Genomic DNA, 20,814 nt, shown 5'->3' with positions numbered 1-20,814 from the left:
TTTTCGATGGTACAATATTCTTGACTCATGAGTTAAACCCTCCATTTACAAGTTTTAGATTAGTTACTAAACATTGTACACGGGTTTTTCTCTTGAGTCATTTGTTTTTACAAATGTGGTCATTTCATTTTACAACTTAGCGCCAAGTGTTATTTTCGGTTTAAATTGTATCAACATCCATTCTATGCAATGCTTCCAACAACTTCGGCACTACCTGCTTTTTCCGAGAAATCACATTGCGCACAAATATGCCTTGGCTCTCATTTACATCAAAAGCTTTCTTCATTGCTCCCGCAAATTCAGTTTTAAACAAAAGGGTTGATCCTTCATTAATTATGTCTGTAATCACCAAAAGTGTTATCACATAATTATTCTTATCATGTACCTTTTTCATAAACTCGAGAATTTCATCTTTTCTATCCATAATGCCTTCCACATCCATTGTAAGAACCTGACTAACGCCTATTTCTCGGTTCTTATATTCAAATGTTTTAAAATCTCGATAGAATATTTCTTCTATAGACAACCCTTCCAAAGAAGTTCCTATTTTAAACATTTCTTTTGCATAGCTGTCCATGTCTATCTGCAGTATCTCGTTTAATTCAAAAGCCACTTCACTGTCTATTATTGTAGTCGTAGGTGATTTGAAATTTAAAGTATCCGATATTATACCTGATAGAAGCAATCCTGCTATTTCTCTTTCGGGCATAAATCCTGATTCCCGGTATATCTTATATACAATTGTACATGTACTTCCAACCGGCATATTCCTAAACGATATAGGCATGTTTGTTCTAATATTTCCAATTTTATGATGGTCTACAACCTCCATAATTTCCGCTTCTTCAATACCGGGGGCACTTTGAGAATATTCGTTGTGATCAACCATTATGACTTTTTTCCTTTGAGGGTTAAGTAGCTGATTCCTTCCTATAAAGCCCAAATAATTGCTATTTTGATCTATTATTGGATAAAATGTATGTCTATGTTCTCGAATGTTTTTATATACATCTTCAAGATACTCGTACTCCTTAAGTGAACAGATTTCATCGCAGCGCATAATCGATGAAACATATGTGCACTGATCGATTTTTCTCGATGTAATATAGGTGTCAGATGAAACGGACATGACCGGAACATTTTTTTCATTGGCAAGATCAATAAGCCTTTCAGGTATCTCATGGCCCCCTGTTACTACAAGCAGTTGTACTCCCTCATTTATGCAGAATTCAATATTTTCATAGTTGTCGCCGACAATACTTATCCAAGTGTCATCAAGCATGCTAGTTTTTGCCAAAGTCTTATGGAAAAAGGCCATTACCATTATCTTGCCATCTACATTCCCCTGTTCTCCTACAAGCATCTTCCCGCCAAGATCATTGATAATATTGTTCATATGTGTTTTTAAATGCCTCTCGTTGTTCTGTATCAGCCCCATGGCTATATCCTTCATAGTAACGATACCTAGCAGGATTCCTTCAGCATCGCAAACAGGGATTGTTTTAAGCTTATTGTCCTCCATCATTTTAAAAACCTGCAAAATTGATGACTTTGGATCAACAAAAGGAATTTCATCATAAGTCAAATCTCTTACTTCCGTCTTTATATCTTCTATAACTATGGGGTGTTCTACTCCATACATATCAAGAGCGTATTCCGTTTCTTTATTTATTTGATCAAGCGAGCAAGCCTTTGTCTCAAAACCCATCTTGTTTTTTAATCTTGACAGAGCTATCGCAGAACATACAGAATCTGTATCTGGGTTTCTATGTCCAAATATATATATCATTATCTATTCCCTTCTTTTTTTTAATTACTATATCACGTAAAAAAGCATTAGTTAAGCAATGTCATTTTCAAATTGACTTTGGTAAAGGCTAGAGTAAAAGCCACGTCGATCCAGCAATTCCAAATGTGTTCCCTGTTCGACTATATTGCCATGATCCATAACGAGAATCAAATCCGCGTCCCTGATTGTTGAAAGACGATGCGCAATGATGAAAGATGTCCTTCCCGACATCAATCGACCCATTGCCTTTTGTATCTGCATTTCAGTACGAGTATCCACAGAACTTGTAGCTTCATCGAATATAAGAAGTTTCGGGTCTGCAAGGATTGCCCTGGCGATTGTAATAAGCTGCTTTTGCCCTTGGGAAATATTGGACGCTTCTTCATTTAGCACCATATCATAACCCTTTGGAAGCATGTGTATGAAGCTGTCTACATGGGCCGCCTTTGCCGCACTTATAACCTCTTCATCAGTCGCAGCAAGTCGTCCATACCGTATATTCTCCATTATCGTTCCGTTGTATAGCCAGGTATCCTGAAGCACCATTCCAAACCGTTTTCTTAGGTCATGCCGCGAGAAGCCTCTTATGTCTATTCCATCAACCATTACCGAGCCGGACTGAATATCATAGAAACGCATAAGCAGTTTTACCATTGTGGTTTTTCCTGCTCCTGTCGGCCCAACTATAGCCACAGTCTGTCCTTTTTTTATCTTTGCGCTAAAATTATTGATAATCGGTACTTTCGGGTCATATCCAAAATGGACGTTGGCAAATACAACATTGCCTTCTATATGATCTACCACGGCAGGCGTTTCGCTCTCGGCAATTTCTTCCGACTCATCTAAAAATTCAAAAACTCTTTCGGAAGCCGCAGCTGTTTGCTGAAGGACGTTTGAAATATTGGCAAGCTGAGAGATCGGCCTTGTAAAATTTCGTACGTACTGTATGAATGCTTGTATTTCTCCTACTGATATAGCCCCTCTAACTGCAAGTGTCGCTCCCATAACGGCCACTGCAACATAACCTATGTTGCCTATTATACTCATAACCGGCATCATTATTGATGAGAGAAACTGTGATTTCCAAGCTGTTCCATAGAGTTGCTCATTGAGAACATTGAATTTTTTGATGCTTTTTCCCTCGCCATTAAAGGCTTTGACTATCTGATGTCCTCCGAACATCTCTTCGATGTGTCCGTTGACATTGCCAAGGTAGGCTTGTTGCTGCTTAAAATATTTTTGGGAACGCTTTACAATCATCATGACAGATATAGCCGACAGGGGTATGATGGTCAAGGCCACCAAAGTCATCCATCTGCTAATTGTCATCATCATGATGAGTACGCCCAGCACAGTCACAGAAGATGTGAGTATCTGTGACATGCTTTGATTCAGGGTTCGGCTGATGGTGTCCACATCATTTGTCACTCTTGAAAGTACTTCGCCCTGATTTGTGTTGTCAAAGTATTTTAAAGGCATCTTGTTTATCTTCTCTGAGATTTCCTTACGCATGCTATAGCTTACCTTCATGGATACACCCGACATGATGTAGCCCTGAAAATACGAGAACAGGGAACTCATTCCATATAGACCCATCAAAAGAATAATTATCCTTCCAACGTATTTAAAATCAATGCCGATTCCTATTCCGGACAGCTGATTGATTGCCCCCTCAAATATTTTTGTGGTAGCCATACCCAAGAGCTTGGGCCCGAATATCCCAAACGTGGAGCTCGTCACTGCAAACAGTAGCACTATGGCAAATTGAAATCTAAATTCCTTGAGATAAGCAAGCAATCGACGAATAGTTCCTTTGAAATTTTTCGTTTTCTCCCCGCTTCCCATCATGGGTCCGTGGCCTCGGCCCATTCCCCCTCTGTGTCCACTATCCTTTCTCTTGTTTTTATTCATGACAATTCCTCCACCGACAATTGCGATAAAGCAATCTCTTTGTATATCTCGCATTTTTCCATGAGTTCTTCGTGTTTGCCAATTCCGCAAATGCCGCCTTCTTCAAGCACTACTATCTGATCTGCATTTCTGATGGTCGAAATTCTTTGAGCAATAAGAAGAATAGTACTGCTTCCAGTCTTGTCTTTGAGTGCCTTTCTAAGCTCGGAGTCCGTTTTGAAATCCAGCGCAGAAAAGCTGTCGTCTATGATATAGATTTTCGGCTTTTTTACAAGGGCGCGCGCAATGGACAATCGTTGTTTTTGTCCACCGGAAAGATTCGCGCCGTGTTGCGAAACCTCGGATTTGAGACCATCTGTTTTTTCACTTACGATGTCGGATGCCTGGGCTATGGAAATGGCCTCGCTCAATTCATCTGCCGAGGCTTCCTCGTTAGCATATTTAAGATTGCTTTCGATTGTTCCGCTGAATAGGGATGCCTTTTGTGGCACATAACCGATCATATCCCTCAAATCATGCATAGTCATATCTGATATATTTACTCCGTCTATTTTAATTTCACCATTTTTTATATCGTAGAACCGAGGAAGCAAATTAACTAGAGTGGTTTTGCCGGACCCTGTGGCACCAATAATTGCGGTAGTTTCACCGGGTTTTGCGACAAAGCTTATGTTTTTCAACAAGCTTTCTTCAGCCCCCGGAAATCCGAATTCGACATCTTCATAAACTACTTCCCCCGCTCCATTTGCGTTTGGCTTTACTGGATTTTTCGGGTCAAGTATTACAGGCTCCACATCAAGGACTTCCGAGATTCTCTGTGCGGACACTATGGCTCTGGGAACCATTATAAACATCATTGACAGCATCAGGAATGCAAAGATTATCTGCAACGCATATTGCATATAGGCCATCATATCTCCAACCTTCATGGCAGAGTTTGCAATCTGGTGAGCTCCAACCCAGACAATCAATAGCGAGGTCCCGTTCATGATAAGCATCATGGCCGGCTGGAAGAATACCATTAGACGGTTGACAAAAAGATTGGTCGCCGTCAGTTCCCTATTCGCATCGTCAAACCTTTTCTCCTCGAAAGCCTGCGTGTTGAACGCCCTTATTACCATCATCCCGGCAAGATTTTCACGCGTTACCATGTTAAGCCTATCAATCAGTTTTTGTACCAATTTAAACTTTGGAAGAGCTATGCTGAATATTACAATGATCATCCCTATCAGTACTATTACCGCTAGGGCGATTATCCATGACATCGATCCGCTTTTTTCAAGAGCCATAAACACCCCGCCAATACCCATTATGGGGGCATAAAAGATAATTCTTAGCAGCATGACAAGCAATGACTGTATCTGTGTGACATCATTGGTGCTTCTTGTAATTAGGGAAGCCGTAGAGAATTTGTCAAATTCCTGGTTGGAAAAGCTTTCAATCTTGGTAAAAATCGTCTTTCTGAGATTTTTACCAACGCCCGCTGCGATTCTTGCGGCAAGAAAACCAACCGATATGGAAGCCATCGCCCCCAAGATTGTAATTACAATCATGATGGCGCCGATTCCAAGAATGTAGCCTCTCTGATTCCCCGCTACATCAATGCCGATTGAGGCATTGTATTCGGCTAAAGCCCTAGTTCCCACTTGTATAAGCATGCTTTCATTATTTTCAGGTATTTGACCAATTAATCGTTCGGCCGCTGCCAAGCGTTTTTCTAAAGGCATTCGAGCCAGTAGTTCAAACACATCCGCATCGGGAGGGATTATCATACCGTCAATCTCCATCCCCTTGCTGCCTTCATCCATAATAATTCTGCTGATGCCTGTATAAGCTAGAAGAGATTTTGCCATTATAGGCTCAATCTCGGAAACAGAGTACTCGGCATCTTCATCTAATACATAAATAGCCTTTCCTTCCGCCTTCAAATCATACTCCCCATAGTCCTTGTCTTCAGGCGCAACTCTACTATAGATGCCATTGACATCATCCATCTCTTCAGGAGTCATAAACAGCATTAAATACTGAAAGTCATCTTCAATCATTATTTCAGGAATGGCATATTCTACTCCGCTCTGCTGTATTCCATTATTGACTATTCGAGACATATAATCAGGTAAAGCCAAATCCGCCATAGCCTGTCCAAAAAGGAGAATAACCGTCAACAGAATCAGCGCAATGAAGGGTTTTAAAAATCTCATCAACTTAATCACGCAATAGGTCCCCCTCTTTAATTTCGTTTTTCATTTCAAACAGTTTATCGAGTATTAACAATCCGTCGAGAATTGCATCGATTTCGTCAGGTGAAACATTTGAAAACAGATCGTTTGCGAATTTTTCGAAGCAGTCGCGATGCTCAAGCGCCTTCTTTTGATAACTGTCGCTAAATCCGACGCGGACAATGCGCCGGTCATTTTCATCGCGGGTCCTTAAAAGCACATCTGCTTTTTCCAAGCGATTGACCATTTCAGATACGGTGCTTGTCGACAGATTCATCCTATGGCTCAGATCGCTCATCTTTATCGGTCCGAAATGCACAATCATGCCAACCATCATCCCCTGGGTCCCCGTCAAATCCAAATGCTTGAACTGTTCTCTTTTAAGCGTCCTGAACCTGCCGTTTATGGACCGGTATAGATTCATTATTTCGAGGCCTCTATTTTCTTTTTCCATTTTCTGTTCCTTTCATTTTTACTTCGCAAGCGAATATTTCGTGTACGAATTTATTATATTCCACTACTCGCGATTTGTAAAATACTTTTCTTCTATCCATTTAAGAAAAGGTATTATATGCTGCCAGCAAAAGCTTTATTCAATCACGCTTTCAGGCTGCGAAAAAGGCCACTCTGCTATTGCAGAGTGGCCTTTTTTTTACTTGATAATTCACCGATAATTTGTATTTCCAATAACACTGAAATATTTGATATCAAGTTTATCTACTGTATCTAACAATATCAAACAACCGTTTGTTCAGGTAAATCCTTTCCTTTCCAATCTTCTCTGATACTAGGATGCCTTCTTTTTCAAGAATATTCAAATATGTAACTGCAGTTTTTCTGGATACGGATAGTCCTTTCTGAATAAATATCGTTTTAGTATAAAATTCAAAAAATAATAAATCAATTAATTCTTTTGAATATAGCTTTGGTAGATTTTGTTTTATTTCATCTGTCATTAATTGTACCTCTTCATTTATTCTTCTCACTATCCTCAAAGTTTCATTTGAAGTCTCCTCTATACCTTTAAGAATATAAATAATCCAATCCTCCCAATTTTCTTTTGTCCTTACTTCGTGAAGTAATCTATAGTACTCTAATTTATTCTCGTTTATATACTTACTTAAATACAGTATAGGACTCTCAATGAGGTCTTTTAAAACTAAATACAAAATATTGATAATTCTACCTGTTCTACCGTTCGCATCATAGAAAGGATGAATGCTTTCAAATTGATAATGAATAACTGCTAGTTTTATCAATGGGTCAACAATTATCTCATCGTCATTAATATAATTCTCAAGATTACTCAATAATTCTCTGATTACCACTTCACCTATTGGTGGTGTATATACAATTTCACCTGTCATATCATTTTTAAGAACAGTACCAGGCAACTTTCTAATTCCAGCATCATTACCCTCAACAATTGATTGTAAATCTATAATCATATTTGTTGTAATTACTTCATGCTTTTTTATAAAATCGAATCCATACCAGAGCGCTTCTCGGTACGAAATCACTTCTTTCGCAGCAGCACTTCCTGAGGAATATTGACTCATAGCCCTATAAATTTCATCGTGTGTAGTCACAATATTTTCGATTTCCGAACTATCTTTTGCTTCATTGATTAAAATTACATTGATCAAAATATTCTTATTTGGAATCGTATCCGAAAAACCTTTTAGCTCAGCTAGCAAACGATTTGTTTTCGACAACTGCTTCAATATTTTATTAGTTTCAATATCTGAATTAGGCGGTAACATATTCAACGTATTATAATCCATCAATATCCACTCCTTTATAAGTAGATTATCACTATTATTTACCTATATCAAGCTTACGTGTGTAGAAAACATTAAAAAACTACCTATATTATTCTGTTATAGGTAGTTTATCTAATATCTCTACTTGTGTATTTTTTCTATTATTTGGATTTCAAGTAGCCGATTATGTCTATTTGAAATATATTTTGAAACAGCGTCAAAATTTAGATGCAATTGAACACAAATTCATTACTATCTAACACATTATTTTATCACACGACTGAATAGTTACCTTTCCCTTTTATATACTATGTTACCATCCATAATAGTCATCTCTACAACTATATCTTTTATCTTGTCAAGAGATACTTTGTAAATATCATCTGAAATTACGGCTATATCAGCAAACTTTTTTTCTTCAATTGAACCCTTTATATTCTCTTCAAAAGATGCGTATGCTGAGCCCATAGTGAAAGCATAAAGTGCCTGTTCCACGGTTAAACACTCTTCTGGATACCATCCTCCGTTTGGATACCCACTATAATCCTTTCTTGTTACAGCTACATATATGCTATTCATTGAATTGAGCGAATCTACAGGGCAGTCAGAAGAAATACACACATGCACGCCATCTTCAACTAAAGTTCTATATTTATAACTAGTCTTAGCTCTATCTTTACCTACTCTGTCTTTAGCCATATGCAAGTCATTATTAACACATATTGGTTCTGCATTTGCTATGACATTTAATTCCTTAAATTTATTCAATAGTTTTTCATCTGTGATTTGCAAATGAACTATTCCAAACCTAGGATCTTCATTTGGATACTGAGATTGAGCTTTCTCAAAACTATTAAAACACATATACATAGCTCCATCTCCTATAGCATGAGTTAGTATTTGCATACCATTTTTATGGGCCGTTACTATTAAATTATCTAGTTCTTCTTGGGTGAAAGTACTCATTCCTCTATTTGATGGGTCATCTGAATATGGTTCACAAAGAAATGCTGTTCTTCCCCCTAAGGATCCATCTGTTAACAATTTTAGCGGTCCTATTTTAAAATATTCATTTCCTTGACCTGTTCTATAACCAGAATCTAGAAAACCCTCCAATCTATCTATCTCTGGCAATAGACATTGTTCATAAATCCTTATGGGTAAAGCTTTTTCAGATACTAACTCATTATATGCCTGCATAACCATTTCATAATCTCTATTGGCAAATGTTTCAAAATCATCCGTCTGTACCGATGTAATACCATAACTTGAAGCTATTTTTGATACATCAACAAGCATCTTCTTAATATCATCTTTGCTTACATTTGGAACGTTTTCATAAATCATATATCTTGCAGCTTCCCTAAATATACCTGTAGGTTCTCCTTTTTCATCTATGTCAAAATGTCCACCTAGTGGTTGAGGTGTATCTTTAGTTATTCCACATACTTCAATCGCCTTGCTATTTGCTACAGTAATGTGTTCACAGATTCTTGTAAATGAAAGTGGGTGTTCAGTCGTGATTTTATCTAAATCATATTTGTTGATTTCTCTTTTATTATTAAAAATAATCTGGTTCCAGCCTCTTCCCAATACCCATTCGCCTGGATTTGGTTTATTAACATCAATAAATTCTTTTCCTAGTCTAATTATTTCTTCTATCGATTTAGCACTACTACAATCAACTTTTATTAAACTATATCCATAATTCAGCAAGTGCACATGACTATCATTGATCCCTGGTATTACAGTCTTATTATTTAAATCTATTATTTTTGTCTTATTAGTCTTCAATCTTAATATTTCTTTGTCTGTTCCAACCTTATATATTATGCCATCCTTAATAGCTACGGCCTTAGCAATTGCATTCATTTCATCCATAGTAATAATATTTCCGTTAAATAATATTAAATCCATTCTTATCACTCCTATTTAAATGCTGTATTTTTTTAATCTACTCTTGTACAGTATAATAACATAAACAAATTGTATATATCCCTGCGAGTATCGCCCTACTGACGATTAACTTATAAATAGCAGCCATTGGTTATATTCTCTTTGTCTATATTTCTCATTTTATTTTAGAGTTATCTTTATTTTCATACACCAAGATACCTTCAACATATGTGTTTAGAATTTTAACATCTTTAATACTATCTTCTCGAATTTTAAAAATATCTTTGGATAATACAACAAAATCTGCAAATTTTCCGTGTCTAACACCTTTAGAAACATCAAGTCTATCGCCATTAGACAACAATGTCAATAAAGTTTCTCAAAAAACAACGGGATCCACTGATTAGTGGATCCCAATTATATTGATATTTGTATCTTTTTTGGTGGAGGCGGCGGGAATCGAACCCGCGTCCGAAAGCACTTAACATTGAAATTCTCCGAGCGCAGTCATTGATTTATTTCTCGCGTCCAAAACCGCTCAATGACAAGCTGTTTCATCGGCCAGTCCCAATTAGTTCAGCAAGAGGTCGGGACAACCCTCAAGTCGGATCCCCGCATATCGACACCCTATAACTGAAGCGGCGGGTAGGCTTCAGCAGGATGAGCCACAACTAGGCGGCTAAAGCGTAATTATTATCTGCGTTTACATTTTTGTCCGGTTTTTTAATGTGGCACCAAACAAACCACAGCTCGCTGTTCAATGCTCCATACCCCCGTCGAAACCTGTACGCCCCCGCGTTAGTCTCCCCTTTGGGATTTTCGCATTTCCTTTAGCATTCTTCTTTCTGCATCTTTCTTGGCTATTGTCTCACGCTTGTCGTAGAGTTTTTTACCTCGCCCTACACCAATTTCCAGCTTCACTAAGCCCTTCTCATTCAAATATATTCTTAAAGGCACAAGTGCATACCCCTTTAGCGTTGTATAACCTATCAATTTTCTTATTTCTCGTTTGTGCAGAAGCAATTTTTTCGGCCGCAAGGGATCGGTATTGAATATGTTGCCTTTTTCGTAAGGACTGACATGAACCCCAAGAAGGAATACCTCTCCATCGCGAAGTTCTGCATAGCCTTCCTTAAGATTTACTCGGCCCATGCGTATGGATTTTACCTCGGTACCTTTTAAAACCATTCCGGTTTCGTAGGTTTCCTCTATGAAATAATCATGTCTTGCTTTTTTGTTGTTTGCTAAAACTTTCATAGATTCACCTGCTTCCATTCTTTTCAAATAAAGACTACCTTATTTATCAGCTGTCGAAATCCTTTTTCGAAATAGATGTCTTAACATTTATTCCTCTTATGTTTCCGAGTTTGCCAGTCAATCCGTTAATTTCATCCATTGTTCCAAATACAATTATTGAAATTACAGAAACTCCTGCTTCTTCATAGGGAATTCCCATTCTGCCCTTGACGATTCCCTTATATTCAGCTACCGTATCATTGAATATATGTTGGGTCTCTCTGGGCCGATCCAAAATTGCCCCTATGACAGCGAATTTCTTCCTCATGATTTTCTCCTTGATATTTTTTCAGTCAAGACCTCCCGGAAGCAATCCGGGAGGCTCACAAACATTCTACCATTTTTGAAGCTTTATTTCAATTCTTCAAGTTCGAAGTCAATTTCACCCTGTGGAACGTCCACGCGAATCAACAACACCTTTACATTGTCTCCCAATCTATAACGCTTTCCTGTCCGTTCACCGGTAAACATCATGTTGTCTCCATCATACTTGTAATAATCGTCATCCAAAGATGCAATCTTCACTAGACCTTCTATGGTATTCGGCAACTGCACGAAAAATCCAAAGGATGCAACCGACGTTATTATGACATCGAAAACCTCACCTACATGATGGCTCATATATTCAGCCTTCTTGAGGTCATCTGTGTCTCTTTCAGCCTCCATTGCAATCCTTTCCCTTTCAGAAGATCGTTCGGCCGCATTTTTAACTATCGCTAAAAGAGCCTTTTTCCTTCCCTCTGAAATGCCGCCATTTAGATATTCCTTTATTATTCTATGAATCTGCAAATCGGGATATCTTCTTATGGGCGATGTGAAATGCGTATAGTATTCTGCTGCCAAGCCGAAGTGTCCAAGATTATCCTCGGAGTACCGCGCCTGCTTTAGTGAACGCAACATCAATGTATGAACGAACAGTTCCTCTTTATGACCCTTCACTTGTTCAAGCAAGTCCCTTAGATCTTTTGGGCGAACCTCTTTACCTATGCCTTTTATGTGATATCCAAGATTGTGAACCAGATTGTTGAAATTCTCAAGCTTCTCCATATCCGGCGTTTCATGAACTCTATAAACAAAGGGTATCTTAAGCTGGAACATATGCTCAGCTACGGTTTCATTGCAAGCAAGCATGAAGTCCTCAATAATTTTATTGGAAACCCCTCTTTCCTCAACTATTACATCTACCGCTTCCCTTTCCTCATTCAGTATAACCTTCGCCTCCGGCAAATCGAAATCTATAGCTCCCCTATTTTCACGATTTCCTCGTATTATAGCACTCAGTTTCTTCATATCCTTAAACATATCTTTAAGGTATTCGTATTTTTCAAGCTCGGGATCACTCCCGTTCTCAAGTAATGCTGTAACATCCTTGTATGTCATTCGTTCGGACGAATTGATTATGCTCTCAAATATTTCGTATTTTATCACTTTCCCTTTTTTATCTATTTGCATTTCTACGGATAAAGTCAGCCTGTCTACTTTTGGATTCAAGCTGCATATTCCGTTTGAAAGCCTCCTTGGAAGCATAGGAATAACCCTGTCAACAAGATAAACGCTTGTTGCCCTATTTAGAGCCTCCTTATCCATTTTGCTTCCTTCACTAACATAATGTGTGACGTCCGCGATATGAACCCCAAGCAGAAAATCTCCATTTTCAAGTTTCTTAATAGAAACAGCATCGTCCAAATCCTTTGCGTCTGCACCATCAATTGTAATAATTTTTTCGTTTCTAAGGTCTCTTCGTCCTTTTATATCCGATTCACTTACTGCTTCCTCGGTCCTTTCGGCTTCATCAAGCACCTTTTGGGGGAATTCTTCAGGAAGTTTGTGCCTCCTTATTATTGAAAGTATATCTGTTCCTATATCATCCACATATCCAAGTATCTCGACTATTTTACCTTCTGGATTTCTGCCTGCTGCGGGCCATGCAGTGATTGACGCAACAACCTTATGTCCAGCTTTAGCGCCCATTGCCTCCGTTTTTGGTATGAAAACATCCGTATTCATTTTTTTATCGTCAGGAATTACAAACCCGAAATTTTTGTTTTCCTCAAATGTTCCTACTATTACTTCATTGTTTCTCTTGCTTACTTTAACAATTTCTCCGTCTGTCTTTTTATTGAATACTCCCTTGCTTAGTATACGAGCAACTACCGTATCACCATTCATGGCTCCATTTATTTTATTCGCCGGAATGAATATGTCTTCCTTTTGTGTTTTCGATACAACAAAACCATATCCGTTCTTTGTCATGTCCATCTTTCCGACAACCAGATTAAGTTTTTCCGGCAAAGCAAATTTATTATGCCTCGTCTTTACTATCATTCCTTCTTCCACCAATTCATCGAGGTATGTTACAAATTTCCCTATATTCTTGCCTTTTACTTGAAAGGTTTTTATCAATTCATCTTCCTTCATAGGTTTATATGCTTTTTCACTCATTAATTGCAAGATTGTATCTTTTTCGATTAAAATATCAATCACTCTCCTTTATTTGTTGTTGTTATTTCATTATACCGAACATTCGATTCTTTTACCAATTATTAAAGCAACATACTTAAACACAAATCAATGCACAAAAAGCTCCCCTTCACTATGAAGGGGAGCTGAAAAGTCTTTTCTATTTAAATCTAAAACAACATTCCACCCATTTTTACAAACAATGGAGCAAATACAAGTGAAACTATTGTCATAAGCTTTATGAGTATGTTGATTGAAGGCCCTGAAGTGTCCTTGAACGGGTCTCCAACTGTATCTCCAACAACAGCAGCTTTATGAGGTTCGCTTCCTTTTCCTCCGTGGTTTCCTTCTTCGATGTATTTCTTGGCATTGTCCCATGCTCCGCCTGCATTGGCCATAAATATTGCCATAAGAACACCGGTAACAAGGGCTCCGGCCAAAAGGCCGCCTAGCGCTTCCGGTCCAAGCAGCAAGCCCATAGCTATTGGAGCAACTATTGCCATTATTCCGGGAATAAGCATTTCTTTAAGCGCAGCTGCTGTCGAAATATCTACGCATTTAGCATAATCCGGTTTAGTTGTACCTTCCATTATTCCGGGCATTTCCTTAAATTGACGTCTAACTTCTTCAATCATCTCAAATGCCGCTTTTCCAACAGACTCCATTGTCATAGCGGAGAAAAGGAATGGCAGCATGCCGCCAACGAAGAGTCCGACTACAACTTTAGGATCCAAAATACTTATCTCTGTAACTTCCGCAACCGTTGCATACGATGCAAATAGAGCCAAAGCTGTAAGTGCCGCTGAACCGATTGCAAAACCTTTACCCATAGCCGCTGTAGTATTTCCTACGGCATCAAGCTTATCAGTGATTTTTCTTACTTCATGCGGCAATTCACACATCTCGGCGATACCGCCGGCATTGTCTGCAATTGGTCCGTATGCGTCAACCGCAACTGTTACCCCTGCAGTTGAAAGCATACCTACAGCCGCCAAAGCGATTCCATAAAGTCCCATAAATTTAAAAGAAACCAAGATGCCTACACATATTGCTATGATTGGCGCTGCTGTAGAGTACATGCCTACAGCCAAACCGCTTATAATTATTGTAGCAGGTCCTGTTTCGGATTGCATCGCTATCTTCTTAACCGAATTGTAGTCTGCAGAAGTATATATCTCAGTTAACTGACCTATTACAAGTCCAACAACCAATCCTGCTGCAATTGCAAAGAATGCATTCAGGTTTCCGAAGAACATTCTGCTCATGAAAAATGCTCCGATCAATACGAGAGCGCCGCTTACATAAGTACTCATTTTGAGAGCCTTGTGCGGATCCGAATTCTCATCGCCTTTTACAAACAAGGTTCCAATAATGGAAGCTATGATTCCAAATGATGCCAAAGCTAATGGGAACAACGCTCCTGCTTTTTCTATTAGTCCCATCTCGATTACTGCTTTTGACGAAACGCCCAAAGTAATTGCCGCGATTATTGACCCTACATACGACTCGAAAAGATCTGCTCCCATGCCTGCTACATCACCAACATTGTCTCCTACGTTGTCTGCGATGACTGCGGGGTTCCTGGGGTCGTCCTCAGGTATTCCAGCCTCTACCTTGCCAACAAGGTCAGCTCCCACATCTGCTGCCTTAGTATATATTCCTCCACCTACACGTCCGAACAATGCTATAGATGAAGCACCCAAACCAAATCCGGTTATGATTTCAGGACTTCCGAAAACAATATATGCCATACCAACACCAATGATTCCCAAACCTACTACCGACATTCCCATAACAGCTCCACCAGAAAACGCAACCGAAAGAGCTTTATTCATTCCGCCGTTCATTGCTGCATTAGCAGTTCTTACATTTGCTTTTGTAGCAACCTTCATACCAAAAAATCCTGCCATTGCTGAAAAAACTGCCCCAAACAAGAAACAAATTGCAGTAAGCCAATTTATCCCGAAACCTACAATAACAAAAACCACTGCGGTAAAAATAACCAAGGATCTATACTCTCTAGTCAAAAAAGCCATTGATCCTTCTTGTATATAAGAAGCAATTTCAATCATTCTTTCATTTCCCGGTTCAACCTTATTAATCTTGTTAGCCAGCATAAACGCAAAAAGAAGCGCAACTACCCCTATAGCCGGCACCATGTAAACTAGTGATTCCATCTATTTCCTCCCTAAACCTAATTATATTATTGTTCGATTATTGCAGGTAAACCATTACCAAGGAACTTATTATGAAAACTATCGCTCCTATCTTTGTAATTTTAGCCATGATTTCGTCAATTCCTCTGCTCTTTTGTTTTCCCCAGATTTGTTCCGCTCCTCCCCCTATGGCTCCGGAGAGTCCGGCACTTTTTCCAGGTTGCAACAATATGCTAGCAATCAGTATGACACTTGTAATAATCTGAATTACCATGAATACAGTATTCATTAACATTTACACCTCCTTGCATCTTGTTTAACAAAGATATTCTATCATAGGGCTATTTATAAATCAATGAATTATGTCTTATTCTTTGCATTATAAATTAAAGCGATGCACTCACTTTTGAATGCATCGCTTTTCATCTACTTGATATTGTAAAAAGCCATTTTCCCGGCAAATTCAGCAGCATCAGACAATGTTTCTTCTATTCTAAGCAATTGGTTGTATTTAGCCACTCTATCAACACGAGCAGGTGCTCCGGTTTTTATTTGCCCCCCGTTTACGGCAACTACGAAATCGGCAATTATCGGATCTTCCGTTTCTCCTGACCTGTGGGATACAACAGTGGTGAATCCTGCGCGTTTTGCCATTTCTATTGCATCAAGCGTCTCAGTAATTGTTCCGATTTGATTTAATTTTATAAGAATTGAATTTGCGGATCGCTCTTCTATGCCCCTCTTGAGGCGCTTCGTGTTAGTTACAAACAAATCGTCTCCAACAATCTGTATCTTTGAACCAAGTCTTTCTGTCATTATCTTCCAGCCTTCCCAATCCTCTTCGGCAAGACCATCTTCTATCGAAATTATAGGGTACTTTTCTACCAGTTTGGAATAGTATTCCACCATTTCTTCGGCTGTTTTTGCAAGCCCTTCTCCTGCTAATGTATATAGTTTTTCTTTTTCATCATACAATTCCGTGGCGGCTACATCAATTGCAAGCTTGATGTCTTTATCAGGTTCATAACCTGCTGCTTCAACCGCTTCAATGATAACCTTGAGAGCTTCCTCGTTTGATGTCAAGTTAGGCGCGAATCCACCCTCGTCCCCTACGGATGTGCTCAGGCCTTTTGATTTCAGAACCTTCTTGAGACTGTGGTATATTTCTACGCCCATGCGAAGGCATTCTTTGTAGGTTGCAGCACCTACCGGCATAATCATGAATTCCTGAATGTCTACATTGTTGTCGGCATGCTTTCCGCCATTTAGTATGTTCATCATCGGAACCGGCAACGTTTTTGCGTTTACTCCTCCAAGATATTGATATAAAGGCATTCCCAACGAATTAGCAGCAGCCTTTGCAACCGCCATGGAAACTCCTAGTATGGCATTTGCACCCATGTTTTCTTTGTTTTCCGTTCCATCAAAATCAATCATGAGTTTGTCAATTGCAACCTGTTCAAGAGCGTCCATCCCTATTAGTTCCGGTCTAAGATCTTCCATCACATGATCTACTGCTCGACTTACGCCTTTTCCCATGTATCGATTCTTGTCTCCATCTCGGAGTTCAACGGCCTCGTAAGCACCCGTTGATGCCCCCGACGGTACAGAAGCCCTTCCCATTGAGCCATCCTCAAGATATACCTCAACTTCAATCGTCGGATTGCCTCTTGAATCCAAGATTTCTCTTGCATTGATTTCCGTAATAAATAACATACTCACACCTCCAAAATTATTTGTATTCGATTATTTTCTTGAAATGCTCTTTGTTAAGACTCGCACCACCTACGAGTACCCCGTCAATGTCTTTTTGTTTCATGATTTCCTTTATGTTAGAATACTTTACACTTCCACCATAGAGTATTCTTATCTTTTCAGATACAGTCTTTCCATATTCATTTTTTAACAATTCTCTTATATATTCAATGGTTTTTTGTGCATCCTCAGGAGCTGCGGTTCTTCCAGTTCCAATTGCCCATATGGGTTCATATGCTACGGCTACAATCGACGCATCCTTGCCCAATATATCCATGAACGCTCCCATAATCTGTCTTTGAAGTACGCTTTCTGCCTTGCCCTCTTCTTTTTCTTCAAGAGTCTCTCCTACACAAACTATCGGCATAATTTCTTTTTCCAGCGCTTTCTTCAATTTTAGGTTCACCGATTTATCTGTTTCATTGAAGTATTTTCTTCTTTCAGAATGTCCAATTATGCAATGCGTGATTCCATAATCCAGAAGCATGCCTGCAGATATCTCACCCGTAAAGGCTCCATTGTCTTCCTGATGCATGGTCTGAGCCCCAAGCTTCAAATCACTTCCCGCAGCTTTTGCCGCAAGCATTCCCAAATATATACTCGGTGGACAAATAAGCACATCATCGCTTGTATTGTCAGCAGCTTCCATAATTGCAACAATGAAATCTTTTGCATCATTCATGGACATGTTCATTTTCCAATTGCCTGCTATCAAAGGCTTTCTCATATCACATCTCCCCCTTATTCGATATACATTCAATTCCCGGTAATTCTCCACCCTCAAATAATTTTAATGATGCTCCACCACCTGTCGATATATGCGTCATTTTATCTTCTAATCCAAATTTGTGGATTGCTGAAGCACTGTCTCCCCCTCCAATGATGGTTGTTGCATCCGCACCAGCTAAAGCTTTTGCCACTCCGAGAGTACCTTTTGCAAATTTCTCCATTTCAAAAACGCCCATTGGTCCGTTCCAAAGAACAGTTTTGGATTTAGAAATAATATCCGCAAACAGCTTTACGGTTTCTTCCCCTATGTCAAGCCCCATCATTTTAGGCGGTATTTCCGTCGTTGAAACACTTTTAAATGAAGCTCCATTGCTGAACGAATCAGCTACAACAACATCCGAAGGCAATATGAGTTGAACTCCTCTTTCTTTACAAAATTCAATTATAGTTCTTGCAGTTTCAAGTTGATCTTCTTCAACTATTGATGTTCCTATTTCGCAGCCCGTGGCCTTAAGAAAAGTAAACATCATTCCTCCACCAATCAATATGTAGTCAGCCGAAAGTGCAAGATTCTTTATTACCCCTATTTTATCGGATACTTTTGAGCCCCCTAGTATAACTGTAAAAGGCTTGTCAGCATCAGACATAGCTTTACCCATTATTTCAAGTTCTTTCTCAACTAAAAGCCCAACACACGATGGCAATAGACTCGCTATTCCCACATTAGAGCTGTGAGCTCTATGGGCTGTGCCAAAGGCATCATTCACATACAGTTCTCCCAAAGAGGCAAGTTCTTTTGAAAAATTCACTCCGTTCTTCTTTTCTTCTTCCCTAAATCTTGTGTTTTCTAAAAGAATCACATCTCCATATTGAGCAGATGAAACCTTTTCTTTTATTGAATCGTCTACAACTTGCTCGCTCTCGAGGAATTTTACATTAACTTTTAAAATTTCAGATATTCGCTTTGCTACCGGTGCCAATGAAAAAGCCTTTGAATACTGTCCCTTTGGCCTTCCAAGATGGGACAACAAAATAACTTTCGCTTTTTTTTCCATAAGGTATTTGATAGTCGGAATTGCCGCTACAATCCTTTTGTCATCCGCCACATTCCCCTTTTCGTCTAATGGAACATTGAAATCACATCTTACAATTACGCTTTTTTGCTTGAAATCCATGTCCGATAAGGTTTTTTTATTAAACAAAATACACACCTCCGCATTTCACTCAATCTGCCAGTTAACTATATTATCAACAAGCTTGGGACACGATAAACGTGTCCCATATCATTATATTCCTTATATATTTTTTTTCAATCCTATATTAGTATCTCTTTCTTCTTGAAGAAGAAGGTATTTTAAGCTCATCTCTATACTTTGCAACAGTTCTTCTCGAAATTTTGATGCCTCGATTAATCAATTCCTCGGTTATAAATTGATCACTGTGAGGCTTATTAGGGTTTTCTCTTTCAATTATATCTTTTATCATAGATTGTATGCTAGCGGAAGATACTCCTTCTCCCGCGTTGCTCAAAACTCCGCTCTGAAAAAAAAACTTCAATTCGAAAATCCCCCTAGGGCACTGCATGTATTTCCCATTGATAGCCCTACTTACAGTTGATTCATGAACCTCTACCTGCTCGGCAACATTTTTCAAAGTCAATGGTTTCAGATAGGCTTTGCCATTTTCAAAAAAATCATATTGGAATTCGATTATAGAACTTACAACTCTCGCTATTGTATTTCTTCTTTGCTCTATGCTTTTAATAATACGCACAGCCGCGTTAAGCTTTTCGTTTATATATGACGATGCATTGTTTTCTATATTTCCGCTTGATAGAAGTTTTTTATAGTAATTGCTTATTGTAAGTCTCGGTGCTGTTATATCATTTATCTTTATAACATACTCGCCCTCTATCTTCTCAACGGCTATATCCGGTATGATGTATTTCACGCCCTTCATCGACGCAAACTCCCTGCCCGGTTTAGGTTCAAGTGTTTTTATAAAATCAGCCGCTTCTTGTATTTCTTCTTTCGAAAAATTTGTAGCTTTTGCAATTTGAAGTATCCTGTTTGAAGCTAAATCATCCAAATGTAAACTTATAATCTGCTCTGCAACGGGATATTCTATCCTTCTTCTCTCAAGTTGAAGAAGCAGGCACTCCCTCAAGTTTCTAGCGCATACTCCCAAAGGATCGAAGTCATGAATCACATCAAGAATCTTTTCAAGTTCAGAATCATCAATTCCAAATTTTTCCTTTATTTCATCATCCGTAAGCTGATAATACCCGTTACTATCCAGGTTTTCTATTATATACTCTGCTACTATCTTTTCCGCTTTGTCAAGAAGTGTGAATTTCAGTTGAAACAAAAGGTGTTCTGTTAGAGTTGTTTCATTCGTTACGAAATTTTGGAAAAGAACCTCTTCTTTTTCTTCTTTGAAATTATTTCTGATTTTGGTTCGTTCAAAGTCCGAAAAATATTCTTTCCAATCTATATTGTTTGATTCCTTTTCAGTTGGCTCTGATTCTTCCACTTTTTTTTCATCGTCAGTTTCGTCATTTTTTGGATTTTCAAGCAAGGGATTGCTTAATAATTCCTGTCTTATGAACTCATTAAGCTCCACCGAATTATATTGCAGTATTTCGATGGCCTGCTTAAGTTCCGGTGTCATAACCAATTTTTGAGTTTGCGACAAGTTTAAATTATAGGACATTTTCATAAAAACATCACCTTGCTTATATATTTCAACATATATATATTATAACAGATACATTGTTTCATACAACTTATTAGGCGGAAGCTATAAAGCCACCGCCAATTTTAAAAGCATATTATTCATTT

15 protein-coding genes and 1 other RNA gene are annotated in these 20,814 nt (G+C 38.7%); all 16 read right to left on the bottom strand.

What is annotated here, in order from left to right; genetic code table 11:
• Positions 1-160: 160 nt before the first annotated feature.
• The 16 genes from JJE29_03030 to rpoN all read right to left on the bottom strand — a co-directional run bounded on the left by JJE29_03030 (position 161) and on the right by rpoN (position 20,692).
• The gene (locus JJE29_03030) at positions 161-1,792 is read right to left on the bottom strand and encodes a putative manganese-dependent inorganic diphosphatase (GenBank protein MBK5251603.1); all 1,632 of its coding nucleotides are present in this window, start codon (positions 1,790-1,792) and stop codon (positions 161-163) included.
• A 48-nt stretch (positions 1,793-1,840) separates the two neighbouring features.
• Positions 1,841-3,700, bottom strand: coding sequence for an ABC transporter ATP-binding protein (locus tag JJE29_03025; protein MBK5251602.1), 1,860 nt, complete (start codon positions 3,698-3,700; stop codon positions 1,841-1,843).
• The gene (locus JJE29_03020) at positions 3,697-5,913 is read right to left on the bottom strand and encodes an ABC transporter ATP-binding protein (protein MBK5251601.1); all 2,217 of its coding nucleotides are present in this window, start codon (positions 5,911-5,913) and stop codon (positions 3,697-3,699) included. Before JJE29_03020 ends, JJE29_03025 begins: the two co-directional genes overlap by 4 nt.
• On the bottom strand, positions 5,906-6,373 hold the full coding sequence (locus JJE29_03015; GenBank protein MBK5251600.1) for a MarR family transcriptional regulator: 468 nt from the start codon (positions 6,371-6,373) through the stop codon (positions 5,906-5,908). The genes JJE29_03020 and JJE29_03015 overlap by 8 nt, the downstream gene beginning before the upstream one ends.
• Positions 6,374-6,632: 259 nt before the next feature.
• A complete protein-coding gene (locus JJE29_03010; protein ID MBK5251599.1) occupies positions 6,633-7,703 on the bottom strand; it encodes a Fic family protein in 1,071 nt (356 codons plus the stop codon).
• 267 nt (positions 7,704-7,970) lie between these two features.
• A complete protein-coding gene (locus JJE29_03005) occupies positions 7,971-9,599 on the bottom strand; it encodes an amidohydrolase (protein ID MBK5251598.1) in 1,629 nt (542 codons plus the stop codon).
• Positions 9,600-10,019: 420 nt separating this feature from the next.
• Positions 10,020-10,373, bottom strand: a transfer-messenger RNA (tmRNA) gene (gene ssrA, locus JJE29_03000).
• Between the two features lie 3 nt (positions 10,374-10,376).
• Positions 10,377-10,853, bottom strand: a complete 477-nt coding sequence (gene smpB / locus JJE29_02995; protein MBK5251597.1) for an SsrA-binding protein SmpB — start codon at positions 10,851-10,853, stop codon at positions 10,377-10,379.
• Positions 10,854-10,881: 28 nt separating this feature from the next.
• A complete protein-coding gene (locus tag JJE29_02990) occupies positions 10,882-11,142 on the bottom strand; it encodes an iron-only hydrogenase system regulator (protein MBK5251596.1) in 261 nt (86 codons plus the stop codon).
• Positions 11,143-11,225: 83 nt separating this feature from the next.
• A complete protein-coding gene (gene rnr / locus JJE29_02985; protein ID MBK5251595.1) occupies positions 11,226-13,349 on the bottom strand; it encodes a ribonuclease R in 2,124 nt (707 codons plus the stop codon).
• 155 nt (positions 13,350-13,504) lie between these two features.
• Positions 13,505-15,511 carry a sodium-translocating pyrophosphatase gene (locus tag JJE29_02980; protein MBK5251594.1) on the bottom strand — a complete coding sequence of 669 codons (2,007 nt, stop codon included), beginning with the start codon at positions 15,509-15,511 and terminating at the stop codon, positions 13,505-13,507.
• A 37-nt stretch (positions 15,512-15,548) separates the two neighbouring features.
• Positions 15,549-15,779 (bottom strand): preprotein translocase subunit SecG, encoded by a 231-nt coding sequence (secG, locus tag JJE29_02975; GenBank protein MBK5251593.1) that lies wholly within the window; start codon positions 15,777-15,779, stop codon positions 15,549-15,551.
• Positions 15,780-15,916: 137 nt separating this feature from the next.
• Positions 15,917-17,206 carry a phosphopyruvate hydratase gene (gene eno, locus JJE29_02970; protein MBK5251592.1) on the bottom strand — a complete coding sequence of 430 codons (1,290 nt, stop codon included), beginning with the start codon at positions 17,204-17,206 and terminating at the stop codon, positions 15,917-15,919.
• A 16-nt stretch (positions 17,207-17,222) separates the two neighbouring features.
• A complete protein-coding gene (locus tag JJE29_02965) occupies positions 17,223-17,972 on the bottom strand; it encodes a triose-phosphate isomerase (protein ID MBK5251591.1) in 750 nt (249 codons plus the stop codon).
• 1 nt (position 17,973) lies between these two features.
• Positions 17,974-19,179 (bottom strand): phosphoglycerate kinase, encoded by a 1,206-nt coding sequence (locus JJE29_02960; GenBank protein MBK5251590.1) that lies wholly within the window; start codon positions 19,177-19,179, stop codon positions 17,974-17,976.
• A gap of 115 nt (positions 19,180-19,294) precedes the next feature.
• On the bottom strand, positions 19,295-20,692 hold the full coding sequence (gene rpoN / locus JJE29_02955; protein ID MBK5251589.1) for an RNA polymerase factor sigma-54: 1,398 nt from the start codon (positions 20,690-20,692) through the stop codon (positions 19,295-19,297).
• Positions 20,693-20,814 lie beyond the last annotated feature (122 nt).

This window comes from Peptostreptococcaceae bacterium, from assembly GCA_016649995.1.
GTDB lineage: Bacteria > Bacillota > Clostridia > Peptostreptococcales > BM714 > BM714.
Note: the sequence above shows the minus strand (reverse complement) of the source record. Positions and strands in the feature narration are given on the sequence as shown.